The organism is Haloarcula ordinaria, from assembly GCF_029338275.1.
GTDB lineage: Archaea > Halobacteriota > Halobacteria > Halobacteriales > Haloarculaceae > Haloarcula > Haloarcula ordinaria.
In genome coordinates, this window is the sequence record NZ_CP119790.1 from 270,708 (window position 1) to 288,399 (window position 17,692).

A 17,692-nucleotide genomic window follows, 5' to 3' on the forward strand; every position below is an offset into this window, starting at 1 on the left:
TCTTATTTAATATTCGCTAATTTAATCGCGGACACAGCCACGATTGCGTATATCTTTACTCGAATCCGTGTCAGAGCACGTTTATTATCCCACGGGATTCAGTGAGTAGTACATGGCACACTCCCAGATCGAAGAAGACGTCCTCGATTACCTCTCAACTGCGGGACCTACGAACAAGCGATTCATCCGCCGAGAACTCGCCCACCAGTGGGAGGTTCGAATCACGTATTCGATGCTCGAACCCCTGTTGGAAAAACTCTGTAAAGAGGGCGTTCTCTCCACCGAGAAGTCCGGGTCGATGGTCGAATACGACCTCAGCTACGAGGTGAAACGCGATCTTTCCGTCAGCAAAGGTAGCGTCAACGCCTGATCGCTCGATTCGCTCGTTACGTGGTGACTGACGAGGCCTGACCTGTGCGCGTTTTCTTTCCCAGGCACTGATTTTGCGCCGATACTCCCTACGCAACCGCCGACCCCGAGTACCACCGACGTGAAGAGACGGACCAGCGTCGAGATGGCCGTACCCTGAAACCGGAGCGGCCCGGACAGTACTGTCGCGGTCTCGAAGACGAGCAGTACTCCAGTCGCGACTGGTACAGCGCGAGTACGATGTACCGCCTCTCGGTTCTCCCCGGTCGATTCTCACGCTGCGAGAGTGTTGGTGTGTTTTCATTATTCTCGGACGCGCTTCTTTCCGAATGAGACCCCAAAACGAGTGGTTCAAGCCCGAACAGTTGCGGCGCTACTACTTCGCATACGAATCTCTCACGCTGAGTCTCGTACTGGTGCTCGTCGGCGCGCTCGCTGTCACGGGCATTCTCACTGCGATGCAACCGTGGGTGTTGGCGGTCGGCGGCACGATGTTGTTGCTCGGCTTTGGCTACGTGATGTGGTGGATTCCGGCGTTCTACCGGACGGCAGACTATCGCTTCACCGACGACGAAGTCGAGTACCGTCGCGGTGTCTTCTTCCAGCAGCAGACCACCGTCCCGTACAACCGCATCACGAACGTTGGGACTTCGCAAGGGCCGATTCAGCGCCTGGTGAACGCAGGATCGGTGGGGATTCACACCGCGGGGTACGGCGGCCAGACGGGTGCGGAACTGACTATCGGCGGTGTCACCGACTTCCCGGAGATTCAAGCGCAGATTCTCGGATGGGTCAGAGAGCGACCCGCAACAGCAACCGAAAGCGAGGACGCTGTAGACACAATCAGTAGCCGTCCGGCTAGAGCGGATGAAACCGACGAGATGCTCAGTGAACTCCGTCGTATCCGGGAACTACTGGAGAAGGCCCGATTTGCATAGCTCTGCCTGTATTTCTGTCTTCGACCGCGACTGTCGAGTGAGTCACGATATCTTCGGATACCCGAGGGGAACGCCAGGCGCTTCACAGCGGGGAGGATATCAACAATTCAGTCGGTTGAACGGTGATACTCCTTTCCGCCGACGAGTGCGAGGACGTGTCCCGCAAAGAGTACGAGAAACGCAATCAGTAGAGTGCTGGCCTCGAGACCAAGCACCAACAGGGGCAGGTAGAACACTGGGAGGGCAATCGCGAGCCAGAACGCTATGGCGGTCAACGCAGTCCGTAGCCGATACATGAATGGCTGATTCGGTCCTATTGTCTCACAGAGTGCGGAGTAGTTGATGGGCATCTAGTCCTTTCCCGAATCAATCAGTTGGCGAGTCCCTCGGAGAGAGCGAACGTCCCGTTACCAACCTCAATGACAGCAGTGTGGGCAGCTGTCGAATCAAGGCGACATTCCATGACTGCACTGTCGGTGTTGTCAACCGACACGTGAACGTCGTAGGTTCCATCCGGAACGGAACGCGTCTCGCACTTCGTCTGTACCGGTTGCAGATAGTACCGATTTTCGAACAGTGTCTCACCGTCGTCTACGATTTCGACGTGCACATCGTACGCACACTGGTGGTCGTAGCTCCGCAGAATGACCGGTGTGGCCTTCTGTCGGTCCGCAATTCGTGAATTTGTCCGGACAACCGAGCCGTCCGATTCAGTTGTTTGCTGTTCTCTCATACGAGACTATTGACCCTGGGAGCATATAGTGACTATTTTCGCTTAAACCACGTTTTGAGCGTTTTGAGCCGAGTCTACGCCGTGATCGGAACCCAATCGAACCCGAGGCCGAACGGTGAGCTCACCACGGTTCCTGACACACATCTCGGGCGAGTCGAGCGTGTTGCTTCACAGCGATCGCTCAGTACCGATTGGGTTTGCTGGGCATGGACACCGAAGTGTGAGCGACGCGTTATCCGTCAGTTGCGCTTCCAGCGTCTCTCCGCCCTTTGCCACCGAACTGAATGACGAGTCGTCGAGTGGTAAGTGCGTAGACGGTCATCTCAGTGCCCTTGACGGAGTACCACGTATCGACCGGTTCGATGAGTGTCGCATCGGAGAGACGTTTGAGATGGTAATGCGCGTTCTGGAGTGACGTATCGACGGCATCGGCGATCTCCGACGCAGTTGCCGGTTCGTCGCGGAGTTCCACCAAGATTGCTTGGGCAGTCTCCGAACTCAACGACTGGAGGATCTCGGTCTGCTCGTCGTCTTTGACGACGATATCTGTCTGTTGCTGGGGTTCGTGCTCGACAGCGGGTTGATGGGGAAGAGCGCTAGCCATGGGTTGGTGATGAGGTTCGAACTGTTCTGTCTGTTCGGTTCACTCCGAACAAACAAACCAAACAACTTAATACTTACGGTGCCCACGAGTGAGGTGTGCGTCAACGGAACAATATCATACTACAGGGTTACAAGAAACACGCATGAGTAGTGAGGAGACGGCTGCTGCTCGTGAGCGTGTCATCGAATCGATGGAGCAATCAGCCGAGGTCTACGGGTTAAGTCGGAGTGCCGGACGTATCTACGGGGTGTTGTACTTCGCTACCGACCCGCTCTCGATTCCGGAACTCGTCACGGAAACGGGGTACGCGAAGTCCACGGTGAGTAACGTCACTCGCAAACTGACCCGGATCGGACTTATTCACCGTCGCTCCTCAGACGGTGGCGGCAGGCGCGTCCAGTTTACCGCCGAACGGGAGGTGTGGTTCATCCTCCAGAACGTGTTCCAACAGTACGTCATGCGAGAGACTCAAGCGACGATTCGAACGCTCCGTCGCGCTGAGAACTCCCTCCCGGACGACACAGACAACCCCGAACACCAACGGATCAACGAACTTCTCGAGGCATACGTTGATCTCCAGGAGGTCCTCGAACTCACAGCGGAGTTCTCCGTTGCGGAACTCCGTGACGCGCTCGAAACCTACGACCGACAGTAACGAGCAAGCGGATTACCAGTGGACGGTATACCTGCAGGAATCGTCGCCGTCACGGCGACACGTTGCGCCCGTTTCCTCGAGGAACACGAACGCATCGAGGTGGGCGTATTTTTGCGCGACGCCTCGAATCAACCCCCGGTCGAACGGACAGGGATAGGGATTGTGACAGGTTACCGCACCCGTCTGCTCGCCAAGTCGTTCGAACTGATACGATCCGATTTCCCCGCCGCGATGGTTGCGCTGGTAGGCGTCGTTGATTGACCGTAATGCGTCGGGCACGGTCTCAATATCGTTCGGCCATTCGGCCACTGACGGGATCTGCTCACCGATGCGGTCAAGGACGTGCGGTTCAAGGTCGGCAGCCATCCCCTCGAAAGCGTTCAACCACGCCTGTTGTGAATACCACTGATCAGGGGCAGGGTCGTCGATTCCCTCTTCGGCAAGCGCAGCTATTGCCAGGTCGTAATATTTCTCAGAGAACTTCCCCATCGCTCCATCGACAACTGCAAGCACGGTTTGCCCGTTGATTTCGACATTTTGATCGAACGCATCGTAGGGAGCCATTGTAAGCGATGGAGAACATGGCGACTTGAATGTTACCCTACACGCGGTGACGCGGAGAACTTTGTTTTAACCAAGACTGGCTTGTGTTTCGATGACGTGATCTGCAGACGCCGACTCAACTTGAGTCAGGTCCGTAGCGGGCCGGGTCTCCACAGTCGTCGACCTTGGTCATCCCAACGCTAATCCAGCGCGGCCATTTTTGCGGACGGTCATCGCTCGGTCGCCTCGGCGATAGCTCTATGGAATTATGTTTCTTGAGGAACATGACGATTATCCGGTGTACAATTTGTATCGCTCATGTCGATACTGTATTGCCCTGATTCGGACAGTCGATTCAGTGAACGTCCTTAGGAACTCGTCTGCCGGCGACGGTAGATTGTGACCATCGACGCGAGGACACCGACGGTAATCAACCCGAAACTCGCGTTCCACACCGTGACAGCGGGGACTGTATCGATTATAAGCCAGGTTCCGAGAAACACGTACCCGATCACGAGTAATGAGATGATATACGATTGGCGTCGTTCGATCGCATCGAGCCGGGGTTGGAGGGCAGACTCGCTCATACCGACTCTATCGTGATAGAATCCGATATTTCTGATGGTAGATTGAACGGTCGCTTTGCTCAATCGGCACCCGACCTGCGGACCTGAGTCGACTGGAGTCATCTGAACGAACCAACGCGATCCTGTTGAGTGCACTCTCTGTGCCCGTCACGAGGATACTGACGGGCGCGGAGTGGGCCGGTCACGTCGTACTGAACCGAGTTCGAGAACCGCGAGAAGCGGTCTCCACTCCAGAGTGGTATCTGGGCAGTGTGCGCGGCGTTCGATATCAGTCTACCTTCGATTCGAGTTCCTCGACCCGTTGTTTCAGATTCACGTTCCCCTCTTCCGTGTTTCCATGCGTAACACGATTACTGAACGCGACCGCATCGGTAAACAGGGGCATCAAAAGACGGACGGACACGAGTAGGACAAAGAGCCTGTCCGCAGCCAAACTTGTAGTATGAGACGAGCCACTTGATTTTGCACAGCCATTCACCAACGGCCAAAACGACAGGTTGAAACAGTGTCTGCCCGCTGAATGACCCCGCTGAATGTGCAAGCCATACTTCTCAGAAATCGACAGTTCCAACAGAACTAGCTCAGCCGAATTGCGGAGCGGGTCACGGGAGGTACGTCGCAAGGAAGTCAATGATACGGTCCAGACGTTCGTTGATTCTGTTTTCCTCGTCCTCTTCGGTATCGCTATCAGAGCGCGGCTGGTCCATACCGGCTACAACAGCCCACAGCGGCCTGTATCTTGCGCTCCGACGAAACTCGTCATCCCAACAGGGGCAGAAACACCTCCCAGATATCGAGTCTCATATCGAAGCGTTGCATCAATCGAGTGGCTCATCTCGAACGGAAGATTGACTGGTGGTATCTGTCTGGAGCAGTACGACAACGAGCGAAACACTGCAACTAATTTCGGCTGTTTCCGGTTCGACGCGGCTGAACCAGTTCGAAAACGACGGGGGTCGTCGTTTTAGCTCTCGAAAGATCCGCCCGGCGCACTTTTCATGCCCAACTACACATCGCCCAGACAGGCGGCGAAGAGTTATTGGATACAGACCACTCCGCTTCAATTGTGCTGACGGACCTCGTGAAATGGGTAGCAATTGCGGTCTTGCTCATCGGGATTGCTATCGCGGTAAACACCCTGTTTCCACTGATTCGCGGTCACATTGCGATCGGTGTAGCCGCGGGTTTACTCCTGTCCGTTATTTATGGAATCCGACGCTTTCTGGAGTGAATCGCTACTCTACTCCCGGTGCGCGGCAGTTCGTACATTCCGATATTCAGCACCTGATGCAGTCATATATCGAGTAGGTTTCTGTGGCCGTCCTGAATGTCGGGATAGATCGTGATGCCCGCGTTCAACGGCCCAGTCGATTTGTTCGAAGTATCCCAACGGGCCTCTATCGCCAGTCCAAAGAAGACGTGCACATTACCAGCCTTGCAAACCTGCCTCGAACACGAACACCACAGTCCTGTTTGCCAGGAAGAGGGCTGCATACGCGAGGGCCGGGGTGAGGAGGGAGCCGGTCCGGTCATACGTGTAGGCAGCGATACCGAGTACAGCGAGCTGCGTACCCGTAAACAACCCACCAGCGACCGTTTCAACCGCCGCAATACCAGCAAAGATGATGAGCGCACTTACCACTACGACAGGAGCGAAGCCAAGGTAGCGAAGCCAATAAGCGTCGCTCCGGTCGTTCGCATAGACTGCTATGCCGAGTGAGACTGTGAACGCGCTCGCTCCAATGAGCTTCCCCAGGTCCGGGACGGTCGCTATACCGCCACTGTTGCTCACCATCACGAACCCCGCAACGAGGGTTGTCAGTACGATTGCAGTGTCGGCACTGATGACCTGATTAAAGCTCGCTTGGATGAAGACGTGGCAGATCACGACCACCGTCGGGACTCCAAGTATCAACCCCAGGCCGGCGATGAAGAAGACTGGCAGTGCAGGCCCATCCGCAGCGACTGATATCTTGATCAGTGAGTTGTACGGAACGCCAGTCACGACACCGACGAGTTTGGTGAGAGCGACACCACTGATCGGTGTGAGAATAGCGAGCCCAACCAGCGGCGTTGCCGTTCGAGACGGAAGCCGTAGACCGACATCTATCTCCCGAAACCTACTGTACACAGCAGCGAAACCGATCAGTCCGAACAGGAGGGTACCGCCACTGACCAGTCCGCCGAGAACCACCCCGTCTATACCCGGCGGCCGTCCGAACACAACTGTCAGTACTTCACGGACGAGTTCTCGCCAGAGATACACCCCTACGAGCAGTGCTGTGATAATCCCGAACTCCAGCAGGATGGGACGATTCGCGGTGATTTTGGGGGAGGCGTCGTTCTGGAGGGACATACATTACCATTAGATGGCACATATTTAACCACTCATCTGATTACATTCGGACACCAGGGACTGCTGGTCGGATCAGTACAGATTCAGGAGGATGAGTGCTATGTGGGCCCCGGTCAAAACCACGACGAGCAAAAGCGTCCCGTAGTGGTAGTACGGGCGGTTCGATTCCAATTCCTCGCCGAAGTTGCTAATTTGTGGTCGCATCCGCACGACCACAAACGCGATCGCGGCAGTGACTGGGAGGACGAAGGGAGCGACCGGCTTTGGGAGCGTTTCGAGACCGTAGTACACCCCGCCGGGCGGGGTATAGTGTATCACCAGATTACGGGGCAACAAGTCGTAGGTGTATCCGCTGAGGACGAAGATACACCCGATGAGAGCGAGGCTAACCACGTCACTTACCCGAGTCTTCGTCATGCGACTTTCGGTAGTCATACCGAGACCTCCGTGGTTCTCTCCGCTGTGTCCTGGGCGATGGTCGAGACCGCGGGTCCCGCCGAGAGTGTTTCAGGGCCGTACCGGAATAACAAGGCCAGTGCGACGATCCAGACCGCCGCACCAAGAAGCACATACGGCGAGACACTCGACGTTGGTAGTTCTCCACCAAGCGTGGCTCCGATGCTCGGAGCGGCGTTGACGCCGCCATGCGTAAGCATTGCCAGGAGGATGCTGCCGCCCGTATTGTTGTACAGCCAAGTGAGAATGATCGAGATTCCCACGACGAGAAGCGCGTAGACTGCGAACGACCCGGTGTACCCTGGAATCTCGAAGACGAACGCAGGTAGATGCCACGCTGCCCAGACGATGCCGATAACGATACTCGCAGTCAAAGCGTCGAAGCGGGACTGCAAGGCGGGGAGTGCAAACCCACGCCAGCCGAATTCCTCCTGCCCACCGCCCAGTACCGTGGTGAGAAGTATCAGCACGGGATACATCGTTACCGCTTGTGCGAGACGGGCTAGCCGAAGCTGGCCGGTAACAACAACTAGTCCAGCCCCGAGTGAGAGTGCAAGCCCGACTGGCAGTCCCAAAGCGACCAGATACCACTTGCTCCCAATCTGCCATTCCAGTCCTGCAACCAGCCAGTCTCGAACTGACGCACCGCGAAGCCAAAGCACCAACGCTGCAGCAAGCGCGGGTCCGAACGCACCCGGCATCATCACGACACTCGTTGGAGATGGAACGATCAGGAATAACGGAATCCACGCGCTCCACGTAAGAGCGAGTGCGAGCGTGAAGAACCCGATCACCGGGTGTGATTGGATAACCGATGCGACGCGCCAACGGTCGGTTGCTGCGGGTCTTTCTGTCATCACGTGTGGCAATACGAACGGGTCATAAATAGCGAGTTCAGCAGGGCTTCAGCTGCTGAAGCGGCGGCAGTCATATACTATACCTGTCCGAAATACTGAACAATGAGTGAGGATGATCCCGGTTTAGAAACCGTTGCGGGTCTGTTAGAGGACAAAACGGTTCGGGAGATCCTCATCCGAACGAGCGATGAACCCATGTCAGCACGCCGTCTGAAAGACAGCTGCGACGCATCGGGCCCGACGATCTACCGACGTCTCGAACGGCTTCGCGAGGCAGATCTCGTCGTCGAGCAGACGCGTCCGGACCCGGAAGGCGGGCATCATCGACAGGTGTACGCACCGAATCTCGACCGCATCATTGTCGACCTGAATTCTGGAACCCTGTCAGTACGCATCGAGCGGCGTGAGACGATGCCCGACCGCCTCACTCGACTCGTGGAGGGGATGTGAACAATGCGAAAACCGATTGTCGAGATCATCCTACAGACGACGGGGCAACCGGCGGGTGACGTTCGACTCGCGCTCCAAGCCTACGAACTCGTCGGCGCAGCACTCGGTGTATTCATCGCGTATCTGGCCTACCGTGGGTACCGCCGGAACGACAGTCGCCCGATGTTGTTCGTCTCGCTCGGATTCGTTCTCGCACTCGGGATGCCGCTCGTGATTACGCTAGTCTACTTCGCCTTGCCAATTACCGGCTGGCAGGTACCCCTCCAGGTCATTATTCAAACAGTTGAAATCGTTGGCCTCCTCTGTATCATCTACGGCCTCCGATTGTAGTTCTGTATGATGGCTCAATCACTCACAAACGGATGTCGCTGGAAGAGGTCCCTCCCTGCGAGCCACCCACCGACCTTTGCGCCGAGGAAGCCCACGAGCGCACCGAGACCGAAGAGCACCACCGCGACCGTCCCGACGACGAGGAAGAGTGCGGCAGTACGGAACCAAAGGGGCCCGGAAAACACGGTGGCAGCCTCAAACACACCGACGAGAAACCACAACCCAGGGACGGCTCCGACAATTCCTGCACGGAGACCAGCAGCTGCACCGTCAGCGTCAGTTACCCGTGTTTTCGCGAGAAACCCCGCGATGAGTCCACCAACAAACACCATATTGAGGGACAGTTCATTTCCCATTCCGGACAGCCAGTAGAGACCGACTGTGAGGGGGATTGAGACGATTCCACCGAGGAGAGCACATCTCCACGTCGGAGAGACGCCTCGTCGAAGGGGACCACTCCGGGACATGGTTCGAAAACGAATCTGCAGCATCAAAGAACTTTCAACGGTATTTCCGGTCGAGAAACACAGACACTCCAACCACAACCACGGAACTCGCTAGGTCACGTATGGGAGACCAGACGGCATCCAATCAAACCGCCGCGAGCACCGCGATAGCGTTCGGTCGACCGGTTGATTGGGCAATCGGCGCGATCTTAGGGATCGCTGGTACCCTCCTCGCGCTCGGTGGAACATCACTCTACTACAGTGTCAACCGTGCCGACGTCACCGACTACGTGCATAGCTCGGAGTTCCAGTCGGACGTATTGACAGACGGAGAAGCTATCGACGCTCTCGTTGCACTCGGATAGTGGGGTGGTATTGGCCTTCTCTTTGCCGGCGCACTGCTTGTGTTGCTCGGAATCGCCCTCGTGATCGGTCACCGTCAGGCTCGAAATGAACGTCACAGCACTCCACACTGGATTCTGGGGGTAGCCGGCGCTCTAATTAGCTCGCTCCTCAGTTTCATACCGCTATCGCCTATTCTAGGTGGGGCAGCCGCCGGCTATCTCAATCCGAATCCGGAGTCGAGCGGTCTCGGTATCGGAACAACCGCTGGGGTATTCGGAAGCTTGCCGCTGTTGGTGGTCATAATTTTCGCAAGCGTTGGACTGATACTGAGCGTTCCCAGCGAGACCGCGGCTGCAGCCGTTACAGCCGTCGGTATTGTCCTGTTCCTGATATTACCCTATTTCGTCGGGTTGAGCGCCATCGGCGGCTATCTCGGCGGCTGGATCCGACGACTCAGGTTCGATTGACCAACTCGGGTGATATGCGGAATCAGATCCCTCCCGAGGACCGTCGGGTAGCATACAGCGAGTAGCCGATGATGGCGAAGCCCACAGTTGCCATCGTATTTTCGACGATTAAGGCGTTGTGGGTACTGATAAGGAGGAGTTGGTCAGCGATACCAGCCAGCAGCGAGCCTAAGGTAACTGTTCCAAACCCGACTGCGAGGTATGAGAGCCCCTCCCAGCCGGTTTTCCGGGCGGCGCTTGCCGCGATGTACGTGATAAAGCCGCCAATCAGTAGCGTCGCTGTCTTGAGTACAATGACGATGGGTGGGATGTCGTTCATAGTTCATCACTGATACGTGACCAGAACTGTGCGAGCCGCTGGTCCACGCTGGTAGATCCGTCGACGAACTCGTAATCGAATCCTGTGTCGTCATCAATCAGGACGAACACGCCGGGAACCTCGCATTCATATGTTTTCACGTGGTGACCATCGGGCCGTACCTGGGTTCCTACCGTGACGAGGCCTGCATCTGCCAGGGCTTCGAGTTTTCGATACGCGGTCGTCTGTGGGAGGTCACATTGCTCAGAGATCTCTTGTGAGCTGTGTTTGGCTTCGAGTTCCTCAAGTATTTCACGACACTTGGGATCCGCAAGCGTCTCTAGGACTGCTTGTAACTCTGTTTCGGCGGCCTGCTTGCCGGTCATAATTCTCTGGGACGTTCAGGGTAACGACCAGGGCCGACTGCAGGGACTGGAGGGAGGGAAGTCGGCGGGTCTTGTCATCGATTGGACTGGGCGGATCGCTGCTTGAACAGTAACACCGCCAATATAAAAGAGTGGGCGCTGGATTTCAGATTCTGGAATGCAGCGCCGCGCTCTTGTGTCAATCTGACAAAAGAACTAATTGCAATGCCACGGTCCCCTGATCGACGACGCTTCCTCCAGAGTACCGCCCTCGCAGGTCTCGCGGCCACAGCGGGGTGTCTATCGGTCGCCAGTAGCAGTGAATCCAGCCCAGGAGACGAAGCGGCGACAGCCAATCCTACTGACAGCCCCGTTGCCGCCGACGGCAACGTATCCTCGGACAGCACGTGCCAGGTGACGGACACGCCTTCCCAGTTGACTCCGCCGGAATCACTGGACGACTGGCTCGCAGACGCCAACGGCTACGACGGCGAGCCGACACGGAAGGCTGGTTCCCAGGTGGACATCCGTGTTGGTGAGTCGGTCGACGGCGAGATGGCTTTCGCACCGGCAGTCATCGAGGTCGCACCGATGACTCGCGTCACTTGGGATTGGACCGGTCACGGCGGCCAGCATAATGTCGTCGCACTCGACAGCACGTTCGACAGCGGCCAGCCGAACGCACAAGCGGGAACCTCGTACGAGTACATCTTCGACGAAACCGGCGAATACCCGTTCGTATCCGAACCGGATCTGGAAAGCGGGATGAAAGGCGCAGTCCTCGTTCGCGAACCACCGTCTACCGGTAACCAAACGGTCGACATGTGGATGCGGGACGTCGAAAACTTTGACGGGACAGTGACTGACCGGACCGGTTCCAGCGTCGTGACGATTACGGTCGGCGTCGAGGGTAACGGTGGTTCCTTCGGGTTCGCTCCGCCCGTGCTGAGAGTCACGACCGGGACCACCGTCAACTTCGAATGGACCGGCGATGGCGGTGCCCACAACGTCGTGTTCGAGAACGCTGGTATCCATTCGGGTGAGGTCACCCACGAACCCGGCATCCACTTCCAGCATACCTTCGAGGAACGTGGAACGTATCGCTACACCTGCCAACCCCACAGCGCACTCGGCCAGAAAGGCGCAATCATCGTTGACTAAACGGTTCTGCGCCGGGTTGCTCCCCTGGACATCAACGCTTTCTAGGTCGTCCAATTGTGTCGCGCCCTACTTCCACGTGAACTTCGCAGCACGTCTCGAAAGGAGGGCCGAAAGGCGGGCCGAGTACCAACAGGGGGTGGGAGAGGAAGGGAGCTGCCGGTGGATTACCCGTCAGGGGGAAAGACGGGCATATCGATTGTGTTCCCCTGAGATAATAACGCGGGGTGCCGTGTTTCTCTCGTCGCTGATTGAATTGCGAACTCCTCACCGCGACAGTCAACTTGTAGTACAACATCGCCTGAAAAGCCGCGCGCGACGACTACTTCTACGAGGGTCGTCCCCTGACACATCGACGGCCAGCAGGCCGATGTCCCATCTTGGGGAGACTGCGTTTCCGTTTCAGTCGCGGTGGTCATCGGAGTCTCGGGTTCTCTCATTTCCGGCGTTGTGAGACTCTCTTCAGTCTTGGCACCGAATTCACTCCCGATACAGCCAGCGAACGATATGGGAAGCACCGAGGCCGAGAGGAATTGACACCGGTTCATACGTTTCATCGATAGTGTCTGAGTGAATTTACTGTGCTGTCCGGGGTTTCTCCCACTGAAACGCGGACGATGTACTACAATCGGGACGATGGGCGGCTCTGGAGGGGCCGTCCACAGAGGCGTACCGAACACCTATGTAACGACAACCTTCCCGGTAGCACGGCCTGCTTCGAGATACCGAATCGCCTCTGGAACCTCGGGCAAGCCAAACCGTCGATCGATGACCGGTTCGACATCACCGGCGTCGAGGAGCTCGATCACGAATGCTAAATCGTCCCGGTCGGGCTTCAGCATGAAGGTCTGGAACCGTTTTCTGCCCAGCACAGAGAGAACGGGACCCGCGAGGAGCGCGGTCACGAATCGTCGCGTGGGTCCCCCAACGAAGACGTATCGTCCCGTCGGGTGAAGGACACGCGCGTACTCTCTCATCGAATGGGAGCCTGCCGCGTCCAGGATGAGATCGTACTGGTTCGCGCTTTCGGTGAAATCCTCCTGCGTGTAATCGATGACGTGATCCGCTCCGATCGAGCGAACGATCTCCATCTTTCCAGTGCTACAGACCGCCGTGACCGTTGCCCCGAGGAACTTGGCGATCTGCACGGCGAAGGTCCCCACGCCACCGGACGCGCCATTGATGAGGACCCGCTCACCCGCTTGGAGCTGTCCAGAATCCCGGAGTGCCTGTAAGGCGGCGACGCCCGCCGTCGGGGCCGCCGCTGCCGCTTCGAACGAGACCCCTGCCGGCTTTGTTACGATTATCGTCTCCGGGACACAGACGTACTCGGCGAATGCGCCAAACCCGTTCTCAGAGAGGTCGGCGACGACCTCGTCACCCGGCTTGAGGCCAGCGACGTTCTTGCCGACGGCGTCCACATGTCCCGCGATATCGACGCCCAGAACCGGAAACTTCGGGTTGCGATACCCACCGTACACGAGGCGGACGAGGAACGGCGTCCCGCGCATCAGGTGCCAATCACCAGCGTTGACGGACCGTGCCCGGACCCGGACCAGGACCTCGTCGTCGCTGGGCGTGGGTATCTCCACCTCGTCCATCTGGAGTACCTCGGGGCCCCCGTACTCCGAATAGACGATGGCATTCATCGCGGTCGAATCGTGCTCCGCTGTCACCGAGCCCCGAGTCCCACGTCCCTGTTTCGTGGTTGCCATCAGGCTGCCTCCGAGGTCACAGACTGATCAGTCCTGACGCCCTTCACGACGAGATAGAGCGCGAGGACGATTTCACCGAGGACAGCGGTCACGAGGACGACCGTCGAGGCGATCGGTTCGTACGTTGGGACGAGGAAGAACGTGAAGCTCTCCGTCAGGTAGCCGATTGCTGCGATGGCGATCAATCCGCCGAGAATCGCTGGAAAGAGGCTGGACTTGTAGAGCAGGTATCCCAAGACCAGGAGGTGCAGTCCGAAGAATATCCCGCCGATCAGGTAGCCGTAGCTGTGAGCGGTGAGGAAGAGTAAGGCGAGCGCGTCAATCTGGTCAGGAGTGAAGGCAGTCAGGTACTCGTCCCCGCTCAAGAGCTGGAGTGCCATGTACTGATTGAGCATGTTGATGCTCGCTATCGCGGGATGGGCGATCAGCCGTAAGGATGCGGCTATCAGTGCAATCGTTCGGCTCACTGGTCTGAGGAGGACGTAGAGCAGGACAGCGACGACGGCGTCAGCAGCAAAGGCGATCAAGTCGCTGACGATGCCGAGCCGAAACAGTTCCTCCGCGGCGATGATATTCGCGGCAGTCGTCGTCGCATCGCCAGGGACGATGAGCGAGGCGCGAACAAATCCCTCGCTGAAGCCGGCGGTGACGAAGATCACCAGATAGAGGAGCCCAGTTATTCGGGCGATCGTCTTGGTCGGAAGTGTTCGCTCGTTCGGCGTCTGCTGGACACCGACGGAATCGGCGGTTGTGGTTGCCATTAGGTGTACCTCTGGAATCCTGACTGAACGATAGCAAGGACTGGCCGGCGATATGACGAGAGTCACAGTCCAGTCAGCTCTGCAGCGCTGTAAGGTTCCATTGTACGGAAGTCTGCAACCGGCATATCCATTTGTGTCAGATGAACATCTGATTGAGAGATCATAAATACAGAGTAACAATCTATTGCCCCTTCTGATGATCCCTGGTAACTTCCTACACCTGCCTGACGACTGTTTCAGTGGAAATAGCCTCGAATCAGGAGGGTTTCAACAGCGCCTCTGAACCCCAGTACGCGTCTTGTATTCTGACTGCTCACCCACGAAAGCCGAGCAACCGAAGGCCGTTCAGCGAGACGATGACCGTCGAGCCCTCGTGACCGACCACTGCGAGCGGGAGCGGAATGCCGCGGAGGAGTATCGCACTGACCATGAGCGCAATCGCGCCGAACGCGATGGCGAGATTGATCGTGAGCGTCCGGCGGGTCCTGCGGCCGAGGCCGAGCACGTAGGGAATCTTGCTGAGGTCGTCGCCCATCAGCACCACGTCGGCTGTATCGAGCGCGACGTCAGTTCCCGCCCCACCCATCGCGATGCCGAGGGTCGCCGTGGCGAGCGCCGGCGCGTCGTTGACGCCGTCACCGACCATCGCCACGTACTCGTGTCGGCCGACCAGTGCTTCGATGGTCGCCACTTTCTCCTCCGGCAGCAGTTCCGCCTGCACCTCGTCGATACCGACTTCGTCGGCGATGCGCTGTGCGACGCGCTCGTTGTCGCCGGTCAGCATGACGATGTGCTCGACGCCGAGGTCACGGAGGTCGTCGACCATCTCGGCAGCGTCAGGACGAACGGTGTCGGTGAACGCCAGCCACCCCAGGATGCTGACGCCGCCGCCACTCTCCCGCGCGACGAGGACACTTGTTTTCCCCTCTGCCTCTAACGTTTCGAGCCGGTCGAGACCACCTTCGAGACCATCGATTGCTGCGTCTCCGAGAACGGTCTGGAAGTAACTGCGGTTCCCGATGTGTATCGGTCGGCCGTCGACGTCTGCTTTGACCCCTTTCCCGGCGACTGACTGAAACCCCCCCGCGTGAGCGACGTCGAGTGACCGAGTTTTTGCCGCCCGCACAGTCGCCCGAGCGAGGTGGTGTTCCGAGCGAGCCTGCACCGCGGCCGCAATGGAGAGTAACTTGTCTTCGGTCAGGGACTCGTCTCCCGTCCCGTCACGGACGAACACGTCGGTCAACTGCGTGTCGCCCTGTGTGAGCGTCCCGGTCTTGTCGAAGGCGACCGCGTCGATGCGTGCCGCCGTCTCGACGTGTTCGCCGCCCTTGAACAGGACGCCTTGCCTCCCGCCAGAGGCGATCGCCGAGAGGACTGCCGCGGGCGTCGAGATGATGACTGCACACGGCGAGGCAGCGACCATGAGCGTCATCGCGCGGTAGAACGTCGCCGTGAACTCGCTCCCGAGTCCGACTGGAATCGCGATGGCCGCAATCGTGATTGCGAACACGCCGAGGACGTACGGTTGTTCGAGCCGGTCGATGAGCCGCTGCGTCGGGGCCTTCTCGCTCTGGGCGCGTTCGACCATGTGGATGAGGCGGCTGATCGCCGACTCGTGGGCCTGCCGTGTCACCTCGATCTCCAGGCTGCCACTCTCGTTGATGGTCCCGCCGAACACCTCGTCGCCGGGTTCTTTCGGCACGGGGACAGACTCGCCGGTGAGCGACGCCTGATCGACCGTTCCCTCGCCGGACGCGACGACGCCGTCGAGCGGGATCTTGTCACCTGGACGGACGACGAACACGTCGCCGACGGCGACCTCCTCGATGGGGACCGTGACCTCCTCACCGTCACGGAGAATCTGCGCTTCGTCCGGCCGCATCTCGACGAGCGACTTGATCGCCCGCCGCGAGCGGCCAATCGCGTAGTGCTGAAGCGTGTTCGACAGCGAGAACAGGAAGAGGAGCATCGCGCCTTCGAACGGGGCCCCGATGGAGAGCGCGCCGAGCGCGGCGACGATCATCAACAGGTCGATGTCGACCGCGCGGTGGCGCAGCGTCTGGATGGCTCCCTTGAGCCCGTACCAGCCGCCGAGGACGTAGGCGACGCCGTAGGCGGCCCACATGAGGAGGGGTGGCCCGTCGAGCCATCCTGTCGCCAGGCCGGTCACCATGCCGACCAGCGTCAGACCGACGAACACCGCCTCGAGTCTGAGTTCCGAGCGGCTGCTCACCTCATCCGTCTCCGTCTCGGGATCAGACTTCAGTGAGACGTTCCGGTCGTGGACCGCTTGCCTGATCGTCTCTTCGCCGGTGATGCGCTCGTCGTACGAGACCCGTACGCTCCCAGTTCGGAACGAGACCTCGGCGTCGTGGACGCCTGGCATATTCGCCAACTGTCGTTCGAGTGCGCGCGCTCCCGCTTCGCCTCGTCCTCCTCGTCGTTCGATGCTGATCGTACACGTAGAGAGCGAGGCAGGGTCAGTACTGGCCACGTGTGTCGTTCCTCCGGGCCGAGTTGCCATCGTGTTTTAGATGTGCCAGTGCCGCTTCGTCCGACCGCCTGCGAACGCGGTACGCTGACCCGGAAGCGATTCTCGCCGTGTCGCAGTCCTGAGGAATGCAGGTCATGCGATGACCGTCACCGGAATCTTCGCACGGCGGGTGACCGTTTCGGCAACGCTTCCGAGGAGCGCTCGTTCGATTCCTGACCGACCGTGGCTGCCGATGACAATCTGATCGACGTCAGTGTCGGCAGCGTATCCCAGAATCGTCGTAGCCGGTCTGCCGATTTCGGTGAGCGTATCGATATCCGTCCCGAGTTCCCCGGCGATATCCGTAGCTCTCGAGTGGATTGTGCTCGCTCGCTCCTGTGCGTTGTCGTACCAGTCCTCGGCGACTGGTAAGCCCCCAGCCTCCACGTCGATGACCGAGTCGACTGGATCGATGACGTACATCGAGGTGACGACTGCCTCCGGAAACATATCGAGAGCGTATCTGAGCGCACGCTCTGCGAGGGGCGAACCGTCGAAGGCGACGAGAACGTTGTCAGGCATACGACTGATTTCGGTGGAGAGCGGAATGAACGTACCGCTCCGAACCGGTCCGTATCGTGCGGCTGATTTGCGACCCCACCCCTCACTCGACGACTCCCCTGGAACTATCGCGGCCGTCGTCTGTCCAATGACGAACCTTCGGCCGAAATCTCTGTTCACCCGTTCGGATTCGGGCGTCCTTCCGCAGACTCTGCAGCGAACTCC

The 17,692-nt window shown here is 58.4% G+C and carries 21 protein-coding genes; 7 read left to right on the top strand and 14 right to left on the bottom strand.

Features of this window, described 5'->3' with window-relative positions:
- Positions 1–112: 112 nt before the first annotated feature.
- Complete coding sequence (locus tag P1L41_RS18175) at positions 113–370, top strand: hypothetical protein (RefSeq protein ID WP_276298572.1); 258 nt, start codon at positions 113–115, stop codon at positions 368–370.
- A gap of 328 nt (positions 371–698) precedes the next feature.
- Positions 699–1,307 (top strand): PH domain-containing protein, encoded by a 609-nt coding sequence (locus P1L41_RS18180; RefSeq protein ID WP_276298573.1) that lies wholly within the window; start codon positions 699–701, stop codon positions 1,305–1,307.
- 107 nt (positions 1,308–1,414) lie between these two features.
- Here P1L41_RS18180 and P1L41_RS18185 read toward each other — a convergent pair whose 3' ends face one another.
- From P1L41_RS18185 to P1L41_RS18195, 3 genes are all read right to left on the bottom strand, one after another.
- Entirely contained in the window at positions 1,415–1,657 is a 243-nt protein-coding gene (locus P1L41_RS18185) for a DUF8028 family protein (protein WP_276298574.1), read from the bottom strand.
- A gap of 20 nt (positions 1,658–1,677) precedes the next feature.
- Positions 1,678–2,040 (bottom strand): Ig-like domain-containing protein, encoded by a 363-nt coding sequence (locus tag P1L41_RS18190; RefSeq protein WP_276298575.1) that lies wholly within the window; start codon positions 2,038–2,040, stop codon positions 1,678–1,680.
- A gap of 232 nt (positions 2,041–2,272) precedes the next feature.
- The gene (locus tag P1L41_RS18195) at positions 2,273–2,644 is read right to left on the bottom strand and encodes an ArsR/SmtB family transcription factor (RefSeq protein ID WP_276298576.1); all 372 of its coding nucleotides are present in this window, start codon (positions 2,642–2,644) and stop codon (positions 2,273–2,275) included.
- Positions 2,645–2,786: 142 nt separating this feature from the next.
- Here P1L41_RS18195 and P1L41_RS18200 point away from each other — a divergent pair, with 142 nt between their 5' ends.
- Positions 2,787–3,299, top strand: coding sequence for a GbsR/MarR family transcriptional regulator (locus P1L41_RS18200; RefSeq protein ID WP_276298577.1), 513 nt, complete (start codon positions 2,787–2,789; stop codon positions 3,297–3,299).
- Positions 3,300–3,311: 12 nt separating this feature from the next.
- Here P1L41_RS18200 and P1L41_RS18205 read toward each other — a convergent pair whose 3' ends face one another.
- The 4 genes from P1L41_RS18205 to P1L41_RS18225 form a co-directional block, all read right to left on the bottom strand.
- Positions 3,312–3,863, bottom strand: a complete 552-nt coding sequence (locus tag P1L41_RS18205; protein ID WP_276298578.1) for a hypothetical protein — start codon at positions 3,861–3,863, stop codon at positions 3,312–3,314.
- A 1,992-nt stretch (positions 3,864–5,855) separates the two neighbouring features.
- The gene (locus P1L41_RS18215; protein ID WP_276298579.1) at positions 5,856–6,785 is read right to left on the bottom strand and encodes a hypothetical protein; all 930 of its coding nucleotides are present in this window, start codon (positions 6,783–6,785) and stop codon (positions 5,856–5,858) included.
- A gap of 72 nt (positions 6,786–6,857) precedes the next feature.
- Positions 6,858–7,220, bottom strand: a complete 363-nt coding sequence (locus P1L41_RS18220) for a hypothetical protein (protein ID WP_276298580.1) — start codon at positions 7,218–7,220, stop codon at positions 6,858–6,860.
- On the bottom strand, positions 7,217–8,098 hold the full coding sequence (locus P1L41_RS18225) for a CPBP family intramembrane glutamic endopeptidase (protein ID WP_276298581.1): 882 nt from the start codon (positions 8,096–8,098) through the stop codon (positions 7,217–7,219). The genes P1L41_RS18220 and P1L41_RS18225 overlap by 4 nt, the downstream gene beginning before the upstream one ends.
- Before the next feature lie 102 nt (positions 8,099–8,200).
- Between P1L41_RS18225 and P1L41_RS18230 the strand changes: the two genes are divergently transcribed.
- Both P1L41_RS18230 and P1L41_RS18235 read left to right on the top strand, forming a co-directional pair.
- Entirely contained in the window at positions 8,201–8,548 is a 348-nt protein-coding gene (locus P1L41_RS18230; protein WP_276298582.1) for a helix-turn-helix domain-containing protein, read from the top strand.
- Positions 8,549–8,551: 3 nt separating this feature from the next.
- Positions 8,552–8,878, top strand: coding sequence for a DUF7521 family protein (locus P1L41_RS18235; protein ID WP_276298583.1), 327 nt, complete (start codon positions 8,552–8,554; stop codon positions 8,876–8,878).
- 14 nt (positions 8,879–8,892) lie between these two features.
- Here P1L41_RS18235 and P1L41_RS18240 read toward each other — a convergent pair whose 3' ends face one another.
- Complete coding sequence (locus P1L41_RS18240) at positions 8,893–9,345, bottom strand: DUF5518 domain-containing protein (protein ID WP_276298584.1); 453 nt, start codon at positions 9,343–9,345, stop codon at positions 8,893–8,895.
- 386 nt (positions 9,346–9,731) lie between these two features.
- Here P1L41_RS18240 and P1L41_RS18245 point away from each other — a divergent pair, with 386 nt between their 5' ends.
- On the top strand, positions 9,732–10,136 hold the full coding sequence (locus P1L41_RS18245; RefSeq protein ID WP_276298585.1) for a DUF5518 domain-containing protein: 405 nt from the start codon (positions 9,732–9,734) through the stop codon (positions 10,134–10,136).
- Positions 10,137–10,158: 22 nt separating this feature from the next.
- On the opposite strand, the gene P1L41_RS18250 is transcribed toward P1L41_RS18245, so the two are convergent.
- Both P1L41_RS18250 and P1L41_RS18255 read right to left on the bottom strand, forming a co-directional pair.
- Positions 10,159–10,455: a DUF7521 family protein gene (locus tag P1L41_RS18250; RefSeq protein WP_276298586.1), complete on the bottom strand. Its 297-nt coding sequence runs from the start codon at positions 10,453–10,455 to the stop codon at positions 10,159–10,161.
- Positions 10,452–10,820 (bottom strand): ArsR/SmtB family transcription factor, encoded by a 369-nt coding sequence (locus P1L41_RS18255; RefSeq protein WP_276298587.1) that lies wholly within the window; start codon positions 10,818–10,820, stop codon positions 10,452–10,454. Before P1L41_RS18255 ends, P1L41_RS18250 begins: the two co-directional genes overlap by 4 nt.
- A 102-nt stretch (positions 10,821–10,922) precedes the next feature.
- Here P1L41_RS18255 and P1L41_RS18260 point away from each other — a divergent pair, with 102 nt between their 5' ends.
- Complete coding sequence (locus P1L41_RS18260; protein ID WP_276298588.1) at positions 10,923–11,960, top strand: halocyanin domain-containing protein; 1,038 nt, start codon at positions 10,923–10,925, stop codon at positions 11,958–11,960.
- Positions 11,961–12,637: 677 nt separating this feature from the next.
- Here the strand turns inward: P1L41_RS18260 and P1L41_RS18265 are convergent.
- The 4 genes from P1L41_RS18265 to P1L41_RS18280 form a co-directional block, all read right to left on the bottom strand.
- Positions 12,638–13,558 (bottom strand): NAD(P)-dependent alcohol dehydrogenase, encoded by a 921-nt coding sequence (locus tag P1L41_RS18265; protein WP_276298589.1) that lies wholly within the window; start codon positions 13,556–13,558, stop codon positions 12,638–12,640.
- 113 nt (positions 13,559–13,671) lie between these two features.
- Positions 13,672–14,433, bottom strand: coding sequence for a DUF4386 domain-containing protein (locus P1L41_RS18270; protein ID WP_276298590.1), 762 nt, complete (start codon positions 14,431–14,433; stop codon positions 13,672–13,674).
- A 313-nt stretch (positions 14,434–14,746) separates the two neighbouring features.
- Positions 14,747–16,957 carry a heavy metal translocating P-type ATPase gene (locus tag P1L41_RS18275; protein ID WP_276298591.1) on the bottom strand — a complete coding sequence of 737 codons (2,211 nt, stop codon included), beginning with the start codon at positions 16,955–16,957 and terminating at the stop codon, positions 14,747–14,749.
- A gap of 102 nt (positions 16,958–17,059) precedes the next feature.
- Entirely contained in the window at positions 17,060–17,488 is a 429-nt protein-coding gene (locus P1L41_RS18280; protein ID WP_276298592.1) for a universal stress protein, read from the bottom strand.
- Between the last annotated feature and the right edge of the window lie 204 nt (positions 17,489–17,692).